Annotated in this window: 17 protein-coding genes; 4 read left to right on the forward strand and 13 right to left on the reverse strand. The window is 42.4% G+C overall.

The genetic code is table 11. The features are described from left to right. Nucleotides 1-9: 9 nt before the first annotated feature. The gene (gene hcp / locus M3593_RS03215; RefSeq protein WP_144481451.1) at nucleotides 10-1311 is read right to left on the reverse strand and encodes a hydroxylamine reductase; all 1302 of its coding nucleotides are present in this window, start codon (nucleotides 1309-1311) and stop codon (nucleotides 10-12) included. 224 nt (nucleotides 1312-1535) lie between these two features. Between hcp and M3593_RS03220 the strand changes: the two genes are divergently transcribed. Further along, nucleotides 1536-2006, forward strand: coding sequence for an Hsp20/alpha crystallin family protein (locus tag M3593_RS03220; RefSeq protein ID WP_144481452.1), 471 nt, complete (start codon nucleotides 1536-1538; stop codon nucleotides 2004-2006). A gap of 42 nt (nucleotides 2007-2048) precedes the next feature. On the opposite strand, the gene M3593_RS03225 is transcribed toward M3593_RS03220, so the two are convergent. Then, nucleotides 2049-2594: a YppG family protein gene (locus tag M3593_RS03225; protein WP_144481453.1), complete on the reverse strand. Its 546-nt coding sequence runs from the start codon at nucleotides 2592-2594 to the stop codon at nucleotides 2049-2051. Between the two features lie 191 nt (nucleotides 2595-2785). Between M3593_RS03225 and M3593_RS03230 the strand changes: the two genes are divergently transcribed. Then, complete coding sequence (locus M3593_RS03230) at nucleotides 2786-2983, forward strand: YppF family protein (protein WP_144481454.1); 198 nt, start codon at nucleotides 2786-2788, stop codon at nucleotides 2981-2983. A gap of 90 nt (nucleotides 2984-3073) precedes the next feature. On the opposite strand, the gene M3593_RS03235 is transcribed toward M3593_RS03230, so the two are convergent. The 3 genes from M3593_RS03235 to M3593_RS03245 form a co-directional block, all read right to left on the reverse strand. Next, entirely contained in the window at nucleotides 3074-3451 is a 378-nt protein-coding gene (locus tag M3593_RS03235; RefSeq protein ID WP_251540652.1) for a YppE family protein, read from the reverse strand. 458 nt (nucleotides 3452-3909) lie between these two features. Beyond that, nucleotides 3910-4164, reverse strand: coding sequence for a hypothetical protein (locus M3593_RS03240; protein WP_251540654.1), 255 nt, complete (start codon nucleotides 4162-4164; stop codon nucleotides 3910-3912). A gap of 404 nt (nucleotides 4165-4568) precedes the next feature. Next, nucleotides 4569-5555 (reverse strand): DUF2515 domain-containing protein, encoded by a 987-nt coding sequence (locus M3593_RS03245; protein WP_144481461.1) that lies wholly within the window; start codon nucleotides 5553-5555, stop codon nucleotides 4569-4571. Nucleotides 5556-5678: 123 nt separating this feature from the next. Here M3593_RS03245 and recU point away from each other — a divergent pair, with 123 nt between their 5' ends. Both recU and M3593_RS03255 read left to right on the forward strand, forming a co-directional pair. After that, nucleotides 5679-6296: a Holliday junction resolvase RecU gene (gene recU, locus M3593_RS03250; RefSeq protein ID WP_251540656.1), complete on the forward strand. Its 618-nt coding sequence runs from the start codon at nucleotides 5679-5681 to the stop codon at nucleotides 6294-6296. A 32-nt stretch (nucleotides 6297-6328) separates the two neighbouring features. Next, nucleotides 6329-8977 (forward strand): penicillin-binding protein 1A, encoded by a 2649-nt coding sequence (locus M3593_RS03255; protein WP_251540658.1) that lies wholly within the window; start codon nucleotides 6329-6331, stop codon nucleotides 8975-8977. 51 nt (nucleotides 8978-9028) lie between these two features. On the opposite strand, the gene M3593_RS03260 is transcribed toward M3593_RS03255, so the two are convergent. From M3593_RS03260 to dinG, 8 genes are all read right to left on the reverse strand, one after another. Next, on the reverse strand, nucleotides 9029-9364 hold the full coding sequence (locus tag M3593_RS03260; RefSeq protein ID WP_251540660.1) for a YpoC family protein: 336 nt from the start codon (nucleotides 9362-9364) through the stop codon (nucleotides 9029-9031). 38 nt (nucleotides 9365-9402) lie between these two features. Next, nucleotides 9403-10053 (reverse strand): endonuclease III, encoded by a 651-nt coding sequence (nth, locus tag M3593_RS03265; RefSeq protein ID WP_144476870.1) that lies wholly within the window; start codon nucleotides 10051-10053, stop codon nucleotides 9403-9405. Nucleotides 10054-10162: 109 nt separating this feature from the next. After that, nucleotides 10163-10870, reverse strand: a complete 708-nt coding sequence (locus M3593_RS03270; RefSeq protein ID WP_144476867.1) for a DnaD domain-containing protein — start codon at nucleotides 10868-10870, stop codon at nucleotides 10163-10165. 223 nt (nucleotides 10871-11093) lie between these two features. Next, nucleotides 11094-12275, reverse strand: coding sequence for a pyridoxal phosphate-dependent aminotransferase (locus M3593_RS03275; RefSeq protein WP_144476966.1), 1182 nt, complete (start codon nucleotides 12273-12275; stop codon nucleotides 11094-11096). 48 nt (nucleotides 12276-12323) lie between these two features. Then, nucleotides 12324-12836, reverse strand: coding sequence for a cell wall elongation regulator TseB-like domain-containing protein (locus tag M3593_RS03280; RefSeq protein ID WP_251540662.1), 513 nt, complete (start codon nucleotides 12834-12836; stop codon nucleotides 12324-12326). Between the two features lie 54 nt (nucleotides 12837-12890). Beyond that, entirely contained in the window at nucleotides 12891-13061 is a 171-nt protein-coding gene (locus M3593_RS03285; protein WP_144476864.1) for a YpmA family protein, read from the reverse strand. Nucleotides 13062-13242: 181 nt separating this feature from the next. Further along, complete coding sequence (locus M3593_RS03290; RefSeq protein ID WP_251540664.1) at nucleotides 13243-14073, reverse strand: ComEC/Rec2 family competence protein; 831 nt, start codon at nucleotides 14071-14073, stop codon at nucleotides 13243-13245. 168 nt (nucleotides 14074-14241) lie between these two features. Further along, the gene (gene dinG / locus M3593_RS03295) at nucleotides 14242-17034 is read right to left on the reverse strand and encodes an ATP-dependent DNA helicase DinG (RefSeq protein WP_251540670.1); all 2793 of its coding nucleotides are present in this window, start codon (nucleotides 17032-17034) and stop codon (nucleotides 14242-14244) included. Nucleotides 17035-17088 lie beyond the last annotated feature (54 nt).

Consider the following 17088-nt stretch of genomic DNA (forward strand, 5'->3'; position numbering starts at 1 on the left):
TTAAATCTGTTATTCTGTCTTGCTTAGACCCATCATTGTTTCCAAGTCTTCCTGGGCAGATGTGATCAGCTTCAGGTTGAATGTTTCCTGCAGGACCTCCATCACGCCATTGGAAATGAATTCAGGGGGCTTTGGCCCGATGCGGATGTCCTGGATTCCAAGGCTGAAAAGTCCAAGCAGGATTGCGACCGCTTTTTGCTCGAACCAGGAAAGGACAATACTCACCGGTAATTCGTTTACATCACATTCAAAAGCATCCGCAAGTGCCTTGGCAATTTTAACTGTAGATACGGAGTTATTGCACTGTCCAAGATCCAGATATCGAGGGATGTTCGTTCCAGGCACTACCCCATAATCGACATCATTGAAACGGAACTTGCCGCAAGAAGTTGTCAGGATGACCGCTTCTGGAGGAAGGGATGTTGCAAGCTCGCGGTAGTATTCTCCGCCTTTTCCCGGTGCATCACAACCGGCAATCACGAAGAAACGCTTGATTTTTCCTGATTTGACTGCTTCTATGACTTCAGGAGCCAGACCAATCACTGTTTCGTGATGGAAGCCAGTCACCAATGTTTCTTCCGATTCCATGTTAGCCTCTGGAAGCTCCAATGCTCTTTCGATCAGTATGGAGAAATCTTCATTTTCAATTTTCCTTACATTTTCAAGACCGGCAACTTCGTATGTAAACATACGATCTGCATAGGAACCCTTGATTGGCATCACGCAATTAGTCGTTGCCAGGATTGCCCCAGGGAATTTTTCAAACAGACGGCGCTGGTCGAACCAAGCCTTCCCGATATTACCCTTAAGATGAGGATATTTTTTCAAGGCTGGATAACCGTGAGCAGGGAGCATCTCAGAGTGCGTGTAAATATTGATACCTTTGCCTTCTGTTTGCTTCAGCAATTCTTCAAGCGCGAATAGATTGTGCCCCGTAACAACGATCGCTTTGCCTTCTATCTTGTTCTGGCTTACCTTTACAGGCTGAGGGATGCCAAGGCGGCTAGTGTGCGCCTCATCAAGCATTTCCATCACGCGTACAGCTGATTGGCCCACCTTCATCGCCATATCAATATGTTCCTGGACATTAAAGTTTGAATTAGTCAACGTCATATATAATGCTTCGTGGGTCGTTGCATCTACGAACGGATCCGTGAATCCAAGCTGATTCGCATGGGTTCTATAGGCTGCAATGCCTTTCAGTGCAAAAATGATCGTATCCTGAAGACTTGCGATTGTTTCATCTTTTCCGCATACACCAACAACTTTACATCCTCCTGTTGGCGTTTGTTCACATTGGTAACAAAACATATGTGTATTCCCCTTTTCTGCTTTATTTACTGTTTCAGCATACAGAGGTTGAAAAATCGGTTATGTGACCTAAATCACACTAAATGCATTTTTCACAAAGTGTTCAAAAAAGTACGGCGAACTGTTGAAAGTGCATTTATTTGAAAGATACCCTCTTCTTGAACAGGGACATTCCATGCTACATAGACTATTATAAGTATTTTTGCAGAGGAGGATGTGAGAAGATGGCAACCAACCATCCTGATCGCCCAAAAAAACATGAAACTCTCGAACAGTGGTTCAAATCAATGAACCAGTTGATGCAGGAGAAGCCTGTCAAAGGTTTCCTGCAAAGCATTGATGATTTTTTCAGGCAACCCTTAGCCCAGACATCCCTCGGTGTACGAGTAAATGAAACAGTGAGCGAATATGTTGTGACCGCAGAATTGCCAGGGATCAAAAAAGAGGATATCTCGATTGATGTCATCAACAACTCGCTGACGATCCTTGTAAATAAAACCGAAATGACTTCAGAAATCAACGATATCGCAAAAACAGAAATGCATATGGCCTCCTCCAGGCAGTTTAGCCGGACAATTCCATTTGCTCATCCTATAAATGATAAAAAGACACGTGCTTCCTATCGCAATGGATTGCTTGAAATTAAAATCGCTAAAAAACAGGGAAAGAAAATTGATATTTTTATTGATGAATAGTTGTTTAACGAAAACAAGCAGGCATAAGTGCCTGCTTGTTTTTTAGACTTTGAACATTCCGCCGAGTCCCTTGACAAGTGATGAAACCTGGGTCACTGCATTCATCATCTGGCCAGCTGTATCGACCATCTTATTGATATCCAGGTTTCCATCCTGGCTTTTAAACGAATTCATGATCGACTGCATGCCTGATGGCTGCTTTGGCATAAAAGCATTTTGGGGATATGGGTTATAATTCTGATAATCAGCCTGCGGGTTATAGTAACCATAAATAGGGTCATCTTCAGGTTCTAGCGGATTTTGAAAAAGCATTTTCGGGTAGTTATTTTTGCTCTCGGCAATTGGGTATGGCTGATTCCACTGAGGGTTCCCCTGGATATAAGGATTCACAGGGTAACCTTGCGGAGAATATTGGTTTTGCCAGTTCCCCGGCATGGCATTCCAATATGGTGTGTTATATGGTTGAGGGAGCGGTTGCTGCCGGTTCAAATTGTGATTGTTCCCATTATATAGGTAAGGGTCTTGACTGTATTGATTCACCCACCACTGGGGCTGGTAGGCATTCGTCTTATTTCTGCGGCCAAACATGGCGAACATCCTCCTCCAATAATTCATTACGATAGTATATGATCAAACCGCCCAATGGGTGAAAGTGTTGGAAAAGGCTTCCGGTTTTGTCTAAGAATGAAATATGTTGTCGGAAGTTTCAATTTTTGAAAAATAAATGACTCTTCCTTTTTCATGATAGTATGGACTCAAATGATGGAGGAGGATGAAAAATGAACGTTCACGAACTGAAGAATCTATTTGCCCAGACAAAAGAATACACTCCGGAACATGTAAATGAATTGCTTGATTTTACAAAAAAGTCGTATATTCAGAATGAGATCACCATTCTGGAATACCGGAACCTTGTTCGTGAGCTGGAATTGCTAGGAGCTTTCATTCCCGAAGATCAGAAAGAAATGACCATCTAAAAAAGTTGAAGCACCAGAATATTTGGACCGCCCCCATTATTGCCGGCTTGGCTGACAATCGAGGTGCAGTTCAAATGCTCTGGTGCTTCTTTATTTTTGGCTGCCTGTTTGGTTAACCGCAATGATCAGACTCTTGAGGATGAATTCCACTGATTGTAGTTGATCAAGGAATCGCTTTTTGCTTGTTTCCGGAAAAAATGCCTGTACAGAAATGACTTCCAGATAGTCTGCGGCCGTTTCAATCTGGTTGACATGAAGGTTTTTCGGCCTGTTCTGACCTACCCAATAGGACGCTGCTTTCCTCCATGTATCTGTTGTCCCCTTTACCTCATCAGCAAACGGCTTTACTTCTTCATGAAAATCGCCTCTTACTCGCTTTTCTTTTGAATGTTGAAATCGTTGATGAGCAAATTCCAGGTTCACAAGCAACCTTTCAGATAATGCAATAAGATTTTGGTCAGTTTCCAAGTTAATCACGCTTTCTCTGGTTCAATTTTATGAAGCAGCTAGTTCCGCTGCTCTTTTCATGTCTTCTGTATGCTTTTCAGGGCGATCCATACAAAAAGGACTCTGTTAACATTGGCTGTTGATTTCCGTTCCAGGCGCTTCGCTTTCCGTTGGAAGAATATGAAAAAGACCAACTGCCGTCTTTTTCATAAGCAATTCTTCCTTGGGGCTGGCGCTGAGCCTCCTCGTCGCTTTGCTCCTGCGGGGTCTCACCTGACCAGCTGCGCCCGCAGGACATTGATTAGCTTCCTCGATTCAGCCCACGCACGATGGAAATGCGATAGCATTTTCGGAGGAGTCTACGCGCCTTCCACTACAATCAACAGGGTTTAACAATCAATAATCAGCTTTAACAGAGCCACAAAAAAAACAGCTTTCATGGCAAAAGCTGCTTCATGTTGAATCTATTCTATTATATTTTAAAAACTCATTTCAAGTTTTAAAGAGGCTTGCTCGTTTATCGGCAGTATTGAGGAATTAAGGGCTTGCAGAATTTCCCCTTCCACTTTATCCAGAAGCATGCTTGTTTTTTCTAAATGTACTGAATGGGCCTTGTACATTTTTTCCCGGACTCCCTGCAAAGATTCATGCAAATTCATGTCAGTTTCTTCAAGGCAGAGGGCCATTTCAGTCAACATCCCTAAAAACTCCTCCCTTTCAATTCCTGGCTTCATGATCATCTCTCCTAACTTGGTATTTTAAGGTCTGGCAGAATGAACCCGGTGCACGACGATGAATCTTTCCTTATAGAATCCCAGTCTCTTGATTGTAAAATTCTCCCCTCGGACTTAACCTCCTTCATGGTTGACAAAACTAGAAGGGATTCGGCAAACAAAGTGTTTTTCAGCAGTGAACTTTACAGCCTTCGACATGGACAAATCGTATGAAAACCGAACAAATGAACAAACTAAGGTCGGGAGGTGTTCACATGAATAAAAAACAACGTAAAACCGCGCAGCAGCCGAATAAAACGGCAGAGAAAAAAGCTGGCTATGGTGACAAAAAGCTTGAAGGACCTAACCGCCCGGCTGAATGATGAGAAAAAGCAAGGGATTCCTTGCTTTTTTATTTGTCCGCATTAATCTGGGGTAAACAATTCTTTAACCGTTATTAAAGCATGCAGCTGTTTTTGCTTTTTCTTATACCAATCTGTCAGATGGATAGGATGCCTATGTTTGGTTTCTGGATTGATCCATTCCCGGTGAAACTTTCGCTGTCTATACCAGTCACCCTGATCACGAAAATGATGGAGGATGATTGGATAGGTACTTCTAAGGAAGGGCGTGTCCCGCTTTTTGTGATTTTGGAAGTATTTCTCGTAATCATGTCTGGATGCCGTATGTTCCGTATTTAATGCGAATTCAAGAAATGAGGGGTAATACCCGGGGTGAAATAGTATGGATGCCAGCCTCTTTCCCAGATTGATCCTTTTGCTGATGAATTTGAAACCATTAACGCTTGCTCCGTACAGCTCACCTTCACAAGTAGGAAAGAGGACTGTACTGAAATGCAGGTGATCTTCAAAAGAAAACATTGACGTATTGAAAACTCTTCTCTTATATACCGGTTCTTTGATTACCGGCTCCTGTATCACATTTTGTTCGTTGATAATTAATGCGACCATGAGCCTTCTTTTATCTCCATACTTCCAAAATTCCTTCCACTCTTTCTCCATAAAGGCCGATACATCAAGAAATTGAAGCAAGTGAAACATTGGGGTGCTTTTTTTCGTCGAATAAGAGTACAAGAGCAGCTGTGCATATGCATCACGAAAAATCAGCCAATTCGCCCGTTCATATGTGAGGAATAATCGTTTGCGGATAGCAGGAGCAAGCATTCTCGGAAACCAGTCACCTTCCAGGTCGCACATATTATAGCCACCATTCCTGGATACCATGCTTGCAAGGAAGGACCAAATCATCTCGGGATATTCCAGATAGAAATCCAGATAGGCTTGTGTTCTTGAGATATTGTCCAGGTTTTTTTTAGCCGTTTCAATTCTGATCTTTTGGATCATCTCTGCTTCGTCATCCGGCAGTTGTGAAAATTGGGGATAATGGGTCATTGACACACCGTTTCTCTTCCTTTTCTATAGGTTGTTCTTAGAGTGAAGTGAAATGAGGCTTTTTATTCAACCAAAAAACGTTTAAATTTGGTATGATATAGAGTAGTCTGCGAGGTGGTCATCTTGATTTTCAATTATCCAAACGGAAAAAAATATATTCCTGCTGAAAAAAAAGAGACAGCACAAAAAACAAAAAAACAAAAGAATGCAGCATATAGCAACAGAGGGATGACATTGGAGGAGGACCTCAATGAAACCAACTCCTTTTACCTTGACCGCAACATTGCGGTAATCCATAAAAAGCCTACACCAGTCCAAATCGTCAATGTGGATTATCCGCGAAGGAGTGCAGCGGTCATTAAAGAGGCATACTTTAAACAAGCTTCTACAACAGACTATAATGGCGTTTATAAAGGAAAATACATTGATTTTGAGGCAAAGGAGACGAAGTTTTCAACATCTTTCCCATTAAAAAACTTTCATGAACACCAAATTGTCCATATGAAAGCCGTCATTGAGCAAGGAGGAATCTGTTTTGTCATCCTCCGGTTCTCTACTGATGAGGAAATCTATTTCCTTGAAGCGAGCCATTTGCTTATTTTTTGGGAGAGAATGGTCAAAGGCGGCAGGAAGTCGATTACCAAGGAAGAAGTCATCAATTGCGGCCATAAAATCCCCCTTGGTCTTCATCCGAGGATTGACTATATCAAAGTTATCGATTATCTTTATACACTTAGTTAGTTTTTCTATTGCGAGAAAGGAATGAACTATATATGGCACAGAAACCTCAAACAAGAGAGGAGCGACGCAGACAGCAGGCAGCCAAGAACAACAAGCCAAAAGGCAAGAAAGCGAAAAAAGGAATGTTCAAGAAAATTTTCCTGACGCTGATCGCCCTGGGCATCATTGGCATGCTGACTGGTATCGCTACATTTGCATTCATGATACAGGATACACCAAAACTTGATGAATCCTTGCTCAAAGACCCGATCTCATCAAAAATCTATGATAAAGACAAGAAACTTGTAACAGAAGTAGGATCACAGAACAGGGACTATGTTGCTTATGAGGATATACCAAAACTAGTAGAAAACGCCTTTTTGGCAACTGAAGATGTCAGATTCTACAAACATAATGGAATCGATGTCATCCGTCTTGGCGGAGCAATTATTGCCAATGTCACGAATGGATTTGGATCTGAGGGTGCTTCCACCATCACACAGCAGGTCGTGAAAAACTACTTCCTTGGTTTTGAAAAGACCATCTCCAGGAAAGCACAGGAAGCATGGCTCGCCTATCAGCTTGAACAGAAATATACGAAACATCAAATCTTCGAGATGTACGTAAACAAAATTTATATGTCTGAAAACATGCATGGTGTCCTGACCGCCTCAAGGACGTATTTTGGCAAGGATTTGGATCAGCTTGAGCTTCATGAAGCAGCTCTGCTTGCAGGAATGCCTCAAAGTCCAAATAATTACAATCCTTTTACAAATCCTGAAAAAGCAGAGAAGCGCAGGAATATTGTTTTATCCCTGATGCACCAGCATGGATTCATATCAAAGGAAGAGATGGAAAAAGCTCAAAAGATTCCTGTGGAATCCAGTCTTGTCAAGGAAGAAAACAGGAAGAACAAGGATGAAAAGCCTTTCGATGCGTTTGTCGATATGGTCATTGATGAAGTAACCGAAAAAACCGATTTCGATATTTTTTCCGATGGACTTGAGATTTATACAACGCTAGACCCTAACGCCCAGACTCATGTTGAGAATATCCTGAACACCGATGCTGCGGTACAATTCCCAAATGATGAATTCCAGGCAGGCATCACCCTTCTAGACACGCAAACCGGGGAAATACGTGCGATTGGCGGCGGCCGCAAACAGCAGGTCAAGCGTGGGTTGAATTATGCTATTGATGTAAAAAGACAGCCGGGTTCAACGATTAAGCCTATCCTTGACTATGGACCGGCAATTGAATATTTGCACTGGGGTACCTACCACATGCTTGAAGATAAACCGATGACTTATTCAACTGGTGACCCAATCCGGAACTGGAACAATAAGTATAACGGCATCATGACAATGAGAATGGCCCTTGCAAAATCAATCAACATCCCTGCCCTTCAGGCATTCCAGGCTGTAGGTCTTGATAAAGCAAGGGAATTCGGCAGTAATCTTGGACTGACACTTGATGATCCTTTCTATGAATCAGCATCAATTGGTTCTAAAGAAATTGCCCCTATTGAAATGGCTGGTGCATATGCGGCATTCGGAAACAATGGATTCTTTACGGAGCCATACTCAGTCAAGAAAATAGTACTCCGAGACAAGACAGAAATTGATCTGACACCTGAGACTGAAGTGGTCATGAAGGATTATACTGCCTTTATGATTTCTGATATGTTGAAAACGGCAATCACGCAAGGAACTGGTGCAACGTACGCAAATATCTCCAACCTTCATGTTGCCGGTAAAACTGGAACAACGAATTACACCGAAGAGGATATCAATAAATTCGGAATCAAAGATGGCGGAGTGCCAGATTCCTGGTTTGTAGGGTATACAACTAGGTATACAGCATCTGTCTGGACCGGCTACAGTGATCGCAAAACCGCACTTTACGGTACAGAACAAAAAATATCCCAGATGCTATTCAAGGATCTGATGTCTTATGTATCTAAAGACGTAGACACTCCAGATTTCACCGTACCGAAGAGTGTCGAAAGAGTTAAAATTGAAAAAGGCACTATGCCTGCCAAGCTTGCCAGTGAGTATACTCCAAAGGATCAGATCCTTTACGAGTGGGCAGTGAAAGGAAATCTGCCGAAGGAAAAGTCAAAGAAATTCGAAAAGCTTGAAGCTCCTTCAAAGCTTGAAGCCAAGTACGATGAAGCGAAAAATGAAATCATCCTGACTTGGGATTTCAAACAGAAAAACAAGGAAGATGTCCAATTCGAGGTGACCGCTTCCCTTGATGAAGGTCCTGAACAAGAATTAACGAAGACAACGGATACCGGTTTAAAAATTGCCAACGCAGTTCCAGGCGGGATTTATTCCTTTAAAGTTACCGCTATCCGTGGTGATCAGCGTTCCGAACCTGCCACTCTAAAAATTGAAGTCCCAGATGTCACATTGCCTGATGATGGTGAAGGTGATGAAGTCGAAGACGGCAATGGAAACGGGAATGGAAATGGAAATGGCAATGGTAATGGAAATGGAAATGGCAATGGTAATGGAAATGGAAATGGCAACGGGAATGGAAATGGCAACGGTAACGGGAATGGCAACGGTAACGACACCGGAGATGGTGAAGGTACCGGAGATGGTACTGGTGATGTCAGCGGTGCAGGAAGCAATAACGATAGTGGCGGTACCGGCACTGGCACCGGCACTGGCACCGGCACTGGAGACGGCGATTAACCTTCACCCCCTTGCCGTATAAGAAAAAATCATAAAAAATAAACGCCCTGATTAGTCAGGGCGTTTATTTTTTGCATGATTTAAAGCTGTCTTTCTGGCATACTGCTTTTCCTGTTCGGCGAATAGTTCCGCCAGTTGCTTATAGGATTGGAAAAGGCCAGGCCTTGATGTAACAAACTCTAATCTTTCAAGGACGTTTACGGGCTTGAGTTTACACTCTTCAATCGAATGCAGCTCTTGATTCATTCCATTCGTAGCGAAAAGAAATTGCTTGAATAATTCAATTGCCTTATTCATTATTGGTAGTGCCTGGTCACGATCCCTGTTTGTAAAGTGATGGCGGAGTTCTGAATTGTAATGATTCCAATCACTAAGGATTTTCTCCATAACAGCGTTCCTCTCCCCGGAGTTAATAGTCCTTTTCCTTACAATTTATCCTTCATCCGCTTCTTGCCCTCTCTGCAAACATCAAGCAAAGGACAAGTCTCACATCTTGGATTCTGTGCTTTACAATGGTACCGGCCAAAGAAAATCATCCTGTGGTGAGTAATTGACCATTCTTCTTCAGGAATTTTCTTCATTAAAGTCTTCTCGACCTCCAGCACTGAATCCTTCCACCGGCAAAAAGCAAGCCGTTTGCTGACGCGCTCCACATGTGTATCCACTGCAATCGCAGGAACTCCAAATGCAACGGAAACAACGACGTTAGCAGTTTTCCGTCCTACTCCGGGAAGCTTTGTCAATTCATCTCTGTCTGCAGGCACAACCCCTCCATATTCATCGATAAGCATCCTGCATAGCTTTTGAATATTCTTTGCTTTATTACGATACAGTCCAATAGAGCGGATATCCTGCTGCAATTCTTCCAATGTCACGGCCAAAAAATCCTCAGGAGTTTTATATTTTTGAAACAAGTTCTTCGTCACTTTATTGACAAGTGCATCAGTGCACTGAGCCGACAATGCAACTGCTATCACAAGTTCAAAAGGATTTGAGTGGACCAGCTCACAGTGTGCATTAGGGAACATCCTGCCCATTTCATCAAGGCAGAACCTGATTTGCTGCTTATTTAACATGATTTCTTCACCACATTTCCGATTTTGTTAATTTTGGGGCTCAGTTTCATACTTTCACAAAACAAAATGAAATGAAAAAAGAGAGAATGAATGAATTCTCTCATAACAATTACTGTTCTAGCCAGTTATAAAAAGGTACAGGATTGGCGGAAACTTTAGGCTCTTCCTTCGCTGCCCGCTGCGTGCTCTGATGCTGCCTGAATTTCCTTCCGTAACTTTTAGCCTGTTCGATTGTTTTGATTCCATTCTTTTTCCATTCAAAAAGAATCCGGTCTATGTACCGAAAATTCAATTTCCCCGATATCACAGCTTCTCTCAAAGCAGCTTTAATGATGATCGGGTCATGGTGATCATCATCCATCCACATTGCGAGAGATTCACATTCAAACGGCGACAATGGCCTGCCGAACTCTCTTTCGAACGCGGTATATAAATCTGTTTCTTCCTTCTGCTCCATAAGCTCTTTTTCCTGCTTACGTTTCAGCATGAACTGGTCAAACAGCTTATCCCAAAGGGGTTCAAGTGAGTATTTTTCATATCTGATTCCTTCAGTGGAATTTCCGTCAATGATTGATATAAACCCTCTCTGGATCAGTGCACGGAGCAAATCAGTACATTCGAAAGCGGATATCGTCATGCGGGCTGCAAGTTCAGTGGGAGTAGGAAATTCATTTCCTTTTTCAGAAAAATAGAAAACATGGAGTAATAATGCCAATTCTTGTTCGTTCAATCTCATTTCTTTGTACTGCGTCAGCAATACTGAAGGAATAGTAACATTCCCTTCTTTCAGCCAATCTAACATATCTGCTTTTTTCATTCCGGACACCTCTTTTCATAGTATAGCATGAACAAGCCCGGCTGGTAATAAAATAGAAAAAGATTAAAAAGGGAAATTAGTCGAAAAATATCGAAAAGGCGATTCAGATTCAAACCATAAAATCTGTGTAACAAAGCTGCTGATTATCGTTTCAGGCACTGAAATTACAGAGCCTTTTCAAAAAGAGACGGAGAACCGGTTCACAGTTCTCCGTCTGCTGTTTTTATGCACGGCTGTTAACAAAGTCATGAATTCGGCTGATTGCTTCCTCTAACTGTCTGAGTGATGTCGCATAAGAAAGGCGCATAAAGTCCGGAGCCCCAAAACCAGAGCCAGGAACAACTGCAACATTTGCTTCAGTCAGCAGTATTTCCGCAAACTCATCTACATCCTTGCAGCCTGTCATCAAGGCAGCTTCTTTTGCATTCGGGAACAGATAAAATGCTCCCTGAGGCTTAATGCAGCTGATTCCCGGAATCCCATTCAACTTAAGATGAATGATTTCAAGCCTTTCTTCAAAAGCGGAACGCATCATCTCGACCTCTTCCTGCGATCCAGCGTATGCTGCGATTGTCGCATATTGTGCCGGAGTAGTCGGATTCGAGGTACTGTGGCTTGCCAGGTCAGTCATAGCCTTGATGATGATGCTGTCACCGGCAGCATACCCGATTCTCCACCCCGTCATGGAGTGGGACTTTGAAACACCATTGATGATGATGGTCTGCTTTTTCAATTCGTCTGATAGTTGTGCGATCGAAATATGTTCAGCTTCACCATAAATCAATTTTTCATAGATTTCATCAGATATGATCAGGATGCCCTTTTCAAGACAAACATCTCCAATTGCCTGCAATTCTTCTTTTGAATAAACCATCCCCGTAGGATTGCTTGGCGAATTGATGATGACTGCTTTGGTCTTATCCGTCACCTTTTCCTTCAGCTGTGCTGGAGTGATCTTGAAATTATTTTGTTCCAGCCCTTCAACATAGACTGGGGTTCCTCCTGCCAGCTTCACTTGCTCTGGATAGCTGACCCAATAAGGAATCGGAATGATGACTTCATCGCCCTCATTAAGCAGAACCTGGAATAATGTGTACAATGCATGTTTTGCACCACTGGTGACAATGAGTTCACTCAGCTGATAATCAAGACCCTGATCTGCTTTTAATTTCGCTGCGATTTCCTTTTTCAATTCAGGAAGCCCGCCTGAAGGAGTATATTTTGTGAATCCCTCATTCATCGATTTAACAGCAGCATCGATTATATGCTGCGGTGTATTGAAATCAGGCTCACCCGCTCCAAGTCCAATCACGTCTTTTCCCTGTGCTTTTAATTCTTTTGCCTTGGCGGTGATGGCCAAAGTTGATGAAGGTGTGAGTGCTCCCACTCTGCCGGCTAACTGGATCTCCATCCTTTTTCCTCCTATATTTTAATTGCGTTCAATAGAACACGTTTATAAATTATTAATAGCCCTCAATTTTTCGCCCGTCTCGAAATCGACATAATAATAATTGATGGTGTCGCTGTTTTTACGGTAATAAATTTCCCAGGCCGGCCTGTCCGTTTTTTGGATTCTGGCCATGCCCAGCCTTACAGCGATTATTTCATCAGGATTCTTTTCCTGATATAGTTTATTTAACGCTTCTTTTTTCGTGATTCCATTTTTGGCAATTCTCGTAATCAATTCACCATTTTTTTCATTGATCCAGACATATACTTCTTCCTGCCTGGCATTTTTCCCTGTCATGACATAATAAGTTTCTTCACCACTGTAAAGATTGAAGTCAGTAAAATCAGACAGGTTCGTTTCTTTCGCTGCAATCTTCACAGCCTTATTTTCTGCGGCACTAACTGGTTCCATCGCATTCAAGTAAACATTCACCAGGATTCCCGTGATGATGGCCACAAAAAGCACACTCAATAAAATCCACTTCTTCACATGTATCCCTTCTTTATGTAAGCTCACTTCACCGCTCCCCTCAACCTGGTTGAACAAGCGGTAAAATAAAAGATGTTTTCATTAGGTACGGTAAATCGTAAAGACGGCCTTATCTTTATCCTCCTGGTCCAAAGCCAGGCCAAACATGAGGTCATCATGTTTCAAGGACCTGTTAAGGGCATCAACTATTTTATATAGATCCGGACTATTCTGGACCTTAACCGTAGAAATTATTTCGATTTTGCTTTCCATCCTGCAACTCTCTCCTTGCACATTTTTTGACATTTATAGAACAGCATCCCGCTGCAAACAATACAATTAACACCACTCATTATATCAGGAGATGGTCTTTACTGTAAGGATAAGAACAAAATCAAACAAAAAAATTCTAGCCCACACATCAAAAATGACTGCGCAGTATATGCGCAGTTCTTTATTCTTCACCCATAATGGTAATCACATCATAAGTAGACTGTGTAAACTTTATTGTAACAGTACCATGCTGTTTTGTGAAATAAACATCAATCCAGGCTTCATGAAGCATTTCCACTAAATCGGGATCAGGCTTTATTGAATTTGATTTAAATATGATGGCCAACTGCGGATCCATATGCTCGATCAAGAGATCGGAAAACGAGCCCTTAGCACCATAAGCGGGAAGTTTAATGATATTGACATTTCTTAATGGCTCAGCAAGAAAAGCCTGCTCCGAGTGGCGGCTTGCTGAACTGATATAAAAAATTTGATGATGGAAAAATTGAAAAGAGATATCCGTCCCCTCGGTTTCTTTATCTCCATCGAAGACAACTTCTGCGGTCAACCCAGGCAACAGTTTTCGAAGATCCCCCTGCTTCCATTGTTCCACCTTAACTCCAGCGGGGATTCCTTTCTCCATTAGTGCAGTCTCTCCGGCTTTTCCGCTCACTACTTTGCCAACATCGTATTTCCGTATGAGTTCCTCAAGGTTTTCCATTTCCGAACTTGATGTCAAAATGACTGTAGATATATTTTTTACATGAAAGAGAGCGAGCAGCCTTTCAAGTTCCTTCATTGTTCCTTTGCCACCCGTATTCACCAGGATATTTTCGCCGGTGGCGTATTGGATCAGCGCAGCTTCCCCATCGCTCAAAGCAAGAAAAGTGAAGGCCAGTTCATCTCTTTTAAGGTTGACATCGACTCCTTCCACCTCGACAGGAGCTGAAGGAGATTCATACGGGAAATAGTACCAATTAACGATGGCGAAGATTGCCATTATCAGCTTCATATACACTCCTCCAATTACTTCTAGCTATAGAGTGCGTCATTTGGCTGAAAATATAAAAAGACTTTTGGAAAAGTTGACTCTTTTCAATTTAGTTGTTGATGTTCGTTCCTGGGACTGAGCAATCAGCATGGCTCAAGAACCTGGAATCTAAACCATTCTGATGCACGCCTACAGCCAATGATGAATCAAATCAACAATATCAGTAATTGATTTTTCTTCGACCGGCACGTCAGCCACTGACCTTAAAAAGGCATTTCCGTATTTTGTCGTTACAAGCCTCCGGTCAAAAACAAAAATCAGGCCACGATCATCGGAAGTCCGAATCAGCCTTCCAAAACCTTGCTTAAAGCGGAGAATTGCTTCCGGCAATGATAACTCAGAAAAAGGGTTTCCGCCATTCTCTTTTATCAATGCACATTTTGCTGCTGTAAGTGGTTCGTCAGGGGGCGAAAAAGGAAGCCGGACGATGATTAAACATGAAAGGTCTTCACCTGGTATATCCACACCCTCCCAAAAACTGCTCGTCCCAAACAGGATCGCTTTATCGAACCTTTTAAAATTCCTCGTCAATCTCGTTCTGCTGCCTGCCGTAATCCCCTGGGCAATCAATACAAAATCCTCCAGAAGGCCGCTTTCCTTGATCAGATTGTATGTCTTTTTCAGCATTTCATTCGAAGTGAACAAAATCAGCATCCTGCCCATTGTGGCTTCGGCAATCGAGATGATATGTTCCGAAATGGCTGCGACATAGTCATCATCAGAAACAGATTTAATATCTGGCAAGTCATCTGGGACGACGAGTTTCACTTGTGACTTATAGGAGAATGGAGACCGGATGTGCTTCTCAAACAGCACTTGCTGCAACCCTAATTCTCTTTTGATGAAGCTGAAAGAATGATTAACCGATAAAGTCGCTGATGTTACGACCACACTCTTCTTCCTGGAGAAAAATTGCTCCTCCAGATATTCGGAAACATTAACTGGACGTGAAAAGATAGCCGTTGAATTTTGCATTGACCTTGTATCAGCTTCAATCCACCTCACATACCTGTTCTCATCTGTAAATAGTCTTTTGGCCGTGATGCAAATTTGTTCCAAATCTTCCTTGGCCTGAACAACCTCTTCCAGTATCGCCATTTGCCTTGCTGAAAAGCTGTCCGGGGTTCTCCATGCATCTTCCAGCCTTTTTTCAAGGGCTTCAATCAAATCTCTAAGATAAAAATAAACCCTTTCAGCAGTTGTCCTCAATGCTGTCCATATCCGATTTTCCCTTTCAGGAACCATGCTTGCATGGATTTTGCTCCCAGCAACTTTATTCTTCATCGCCTTCCTTGCATAGGTACCTGCAAGCTTGAATAGGTCCTCTGTTTCATAGACTAAATCAGATATCAAATGATTGATTTCAAAGGTATGACGATGTTCACCATTAAGAACTCCAACCTCGTTCAGCAAGGATTCAAGCTTATAAAATAGCTGATTTTGTTCGTAAAGACCAATTTGATTCAGCACCAGCCTGACTGACATATAATCGAGGGACTCTCCAAAATATTTGCCCGCTGCCTTTTCGAATTGATGGCCTTCATCAAGGACAACATGCTCATACTCCGGTAAAGGGCCATTTTCTGACACTAGGTCGGCAAGAAGCATCGAATGGTTGGTGATGAGGAGATCCGCATTTTGCGCTTTTTCAATGGCCTTTTTATAAAAGTCATATGCCTCCCAGTGCTTTGTCTTGATGAAGATGGAACGCTCATTCTTCACTTTATTCCAGTAAAGCATTCCTCCGCTGGACAAATTGAGTTCATCATAGTCACCAGTTTCGGTTTGGGTCAGCCAGACAAGGATTTGCATTTTTGTTAGGGCAGTATCATAATTCTCTTCTATTTCCCTGAGAGACTGCTCAAAGCGAGCCATATTAATATAGTGGCTCCTCCCTTTGATCAGCGAAACCTTCACTTTTCTACCCAATGCCTGGTTTAATTTCGGGACATCATTCGTCAGAAGCTGCTCCTGCAGCTGGGTGGTATATGTACTGATCACTACACGTTTATTGCTTTCCAGCGAAAACACAGCTGAGGGAATCAAGTAACCCAGGGACTTCCCTACGCCAGTTCCGGCTTCAATCAATGCATGGCCGTTTTTATGGAACGCATCATAAACAAGGTCCATCATCTCGAATTGTCCTTGCCTTATTTCATATCCGGTAAAAGCTTTTTGCAGTAAGGTTTTTTTGTCTTCCATTGACTTTGGATAATCAATTGCCTGTTGTTCATCATTTTCAATCACGGGTTTCCTTCTTAAAGCTATCCCGCGGAAAACTTCTATATGCTCCGGTAAAATCTCGATTCGGCTTTCCTTTACATTCACTATCTCATCAAAAATCAAATGAAGATCGCTTTTCAGTCCTTCTGAAAGCTTAGCCAGCTCTTTGATTGTGACAAAAGGGAGCGAACCAACTGCATTGAGCATGATCAATAAAAGCTCTGCTGTCACCCGGGCATCACTATCTGCTTGATGAGGACGGTCGTGTTGGAGATCCTCCCTCGCAGCAAGGTCAGTCAATTTAAAACTATCGGCAGTCGGATACAAGATCCTCGCCATTTCCACAGTATCTATAACCGGACCATAAAAACCTTCCTGGCCTGCATTTAATAATTCTTCCTGTAAAAAGGAAAGGTCGAATAATACATTATGAGCCACAAAATAAGCATCTTCAAGCATATCAGAAACCTGCGGAGCGATTTCCTCAAATAATGGGGCTTCCTTAACCATGGAATCCGAAATGCCTGTCAGTTCTTCAATAAAAACGGGTATTTTCTGTAATGGATTGACGAGAGAGGAGAACTGGCCGGTAATTCGGCCATCCTCAACTACAACTGCACCAAACTGTATAATTCGGTCACCTTTTTTTGGAGAATTACCCGTAGTCTCTAAATCGACCACAACAAATTTTTGGCTCATTTTTCAATACACCTCTAACATTCAGTCAAACAAAAACGTATCACAAAAAATATG

Source organism: Mesobacillus sp. MER 48, assembly GCF_023714225.1.
GTDB lineage: Bacteria > Bacillota > Bacilli > Bacillales > Cytobacillaceae > Mesobacillus > Mesobacillus oceanisediminis_A.

Coding starts and splice junctions, on each gene's coding strand:
- M3593_RS03245 (WP_144481461.1), bottom strand. CDS start 5,555: ATGACCCATTATCCCCAATTTTCACAACTGCCGGATGACGAAGCAGAG.
- M3593_RS03240 (WP_251540654.1), bottom strand. CDS start 4,164: ATGAAGCCAGGAATTGAAAGGGAGGAGTTTTTAGGGATGTTGACTGAA.
- M3593_RS03285 (WP_144476864.1), bottom strand. CDS start 13,061: ATGGAAAGCAAAATCGAAATAATTTCTACGGTTAAGGTCCAGAATAGT.
- M3593_RS03230 (WP_144481454.1), top strand. CDS start 2,786: ATGAACGTTCACGAACTGAAGAATCTATTTGCCCAGACAAAAGAATAC.
- hcp (WP_144481451.1), bottom strand. CDS start 1,311: ATGTTTTGTTACCAATGTGAACAAACGCCAACAGGAGGATGTAAAGTT.
- dinG (WP_251540670.1), bottom strand. CDS start 17,034: ATGAGCCAAAAATTTGTTGTGGTCGATTTAGAGACTACGGGTAATTCT.
- M3593_RS03260 (WP_251540660.1), bottom strand. CDS start 9,364: ATGGAGAAAATCCTTAGTGATTGGAATCATTACAATTCAGAACTCCGC.
- M3593_RS03225 (WP_144481453.1), bottom strand. CDS start 2,594: ATGTTTGGCCGCAGAAATAAGACGAATGCCTACCAGCCCCAGTGGTGG.
- M3593_RS03290 (WP_251540664.1), bottom strand. CDS start 14,073: ATGAAGCTGATAATGGCAATCTTCGCCATCGTTAATTGGTACTATTTC.
- M3593_RS03220 (WP_144481452.1), top strand. CDS start 1,536: ATGGCAACCAACCATCCTGATCGCCCAAAAAAACATGAAACTCTCGAA.
- M3593_RS03255 (WP_251540658.1), top strand. CDS start 6,329: ATGGCACAGAAACCTCAAACAAGAGAGGAGCGACGCAGACAGCAGGCA.
- M3593_RS03270 (WP_144476867.1), bottom strand. CDS start 10,870: ATGAAAAAAGCAGATATGTTAGATTGGCTGAAAGAAGGGAATGTTACT.
- nth (WP_144476870.1), bottom strand. CDS start 10,053: ATGTTAAATAAGCAGCAAATCAGGTTCTGCCTTGATGAAATGGGCAGG.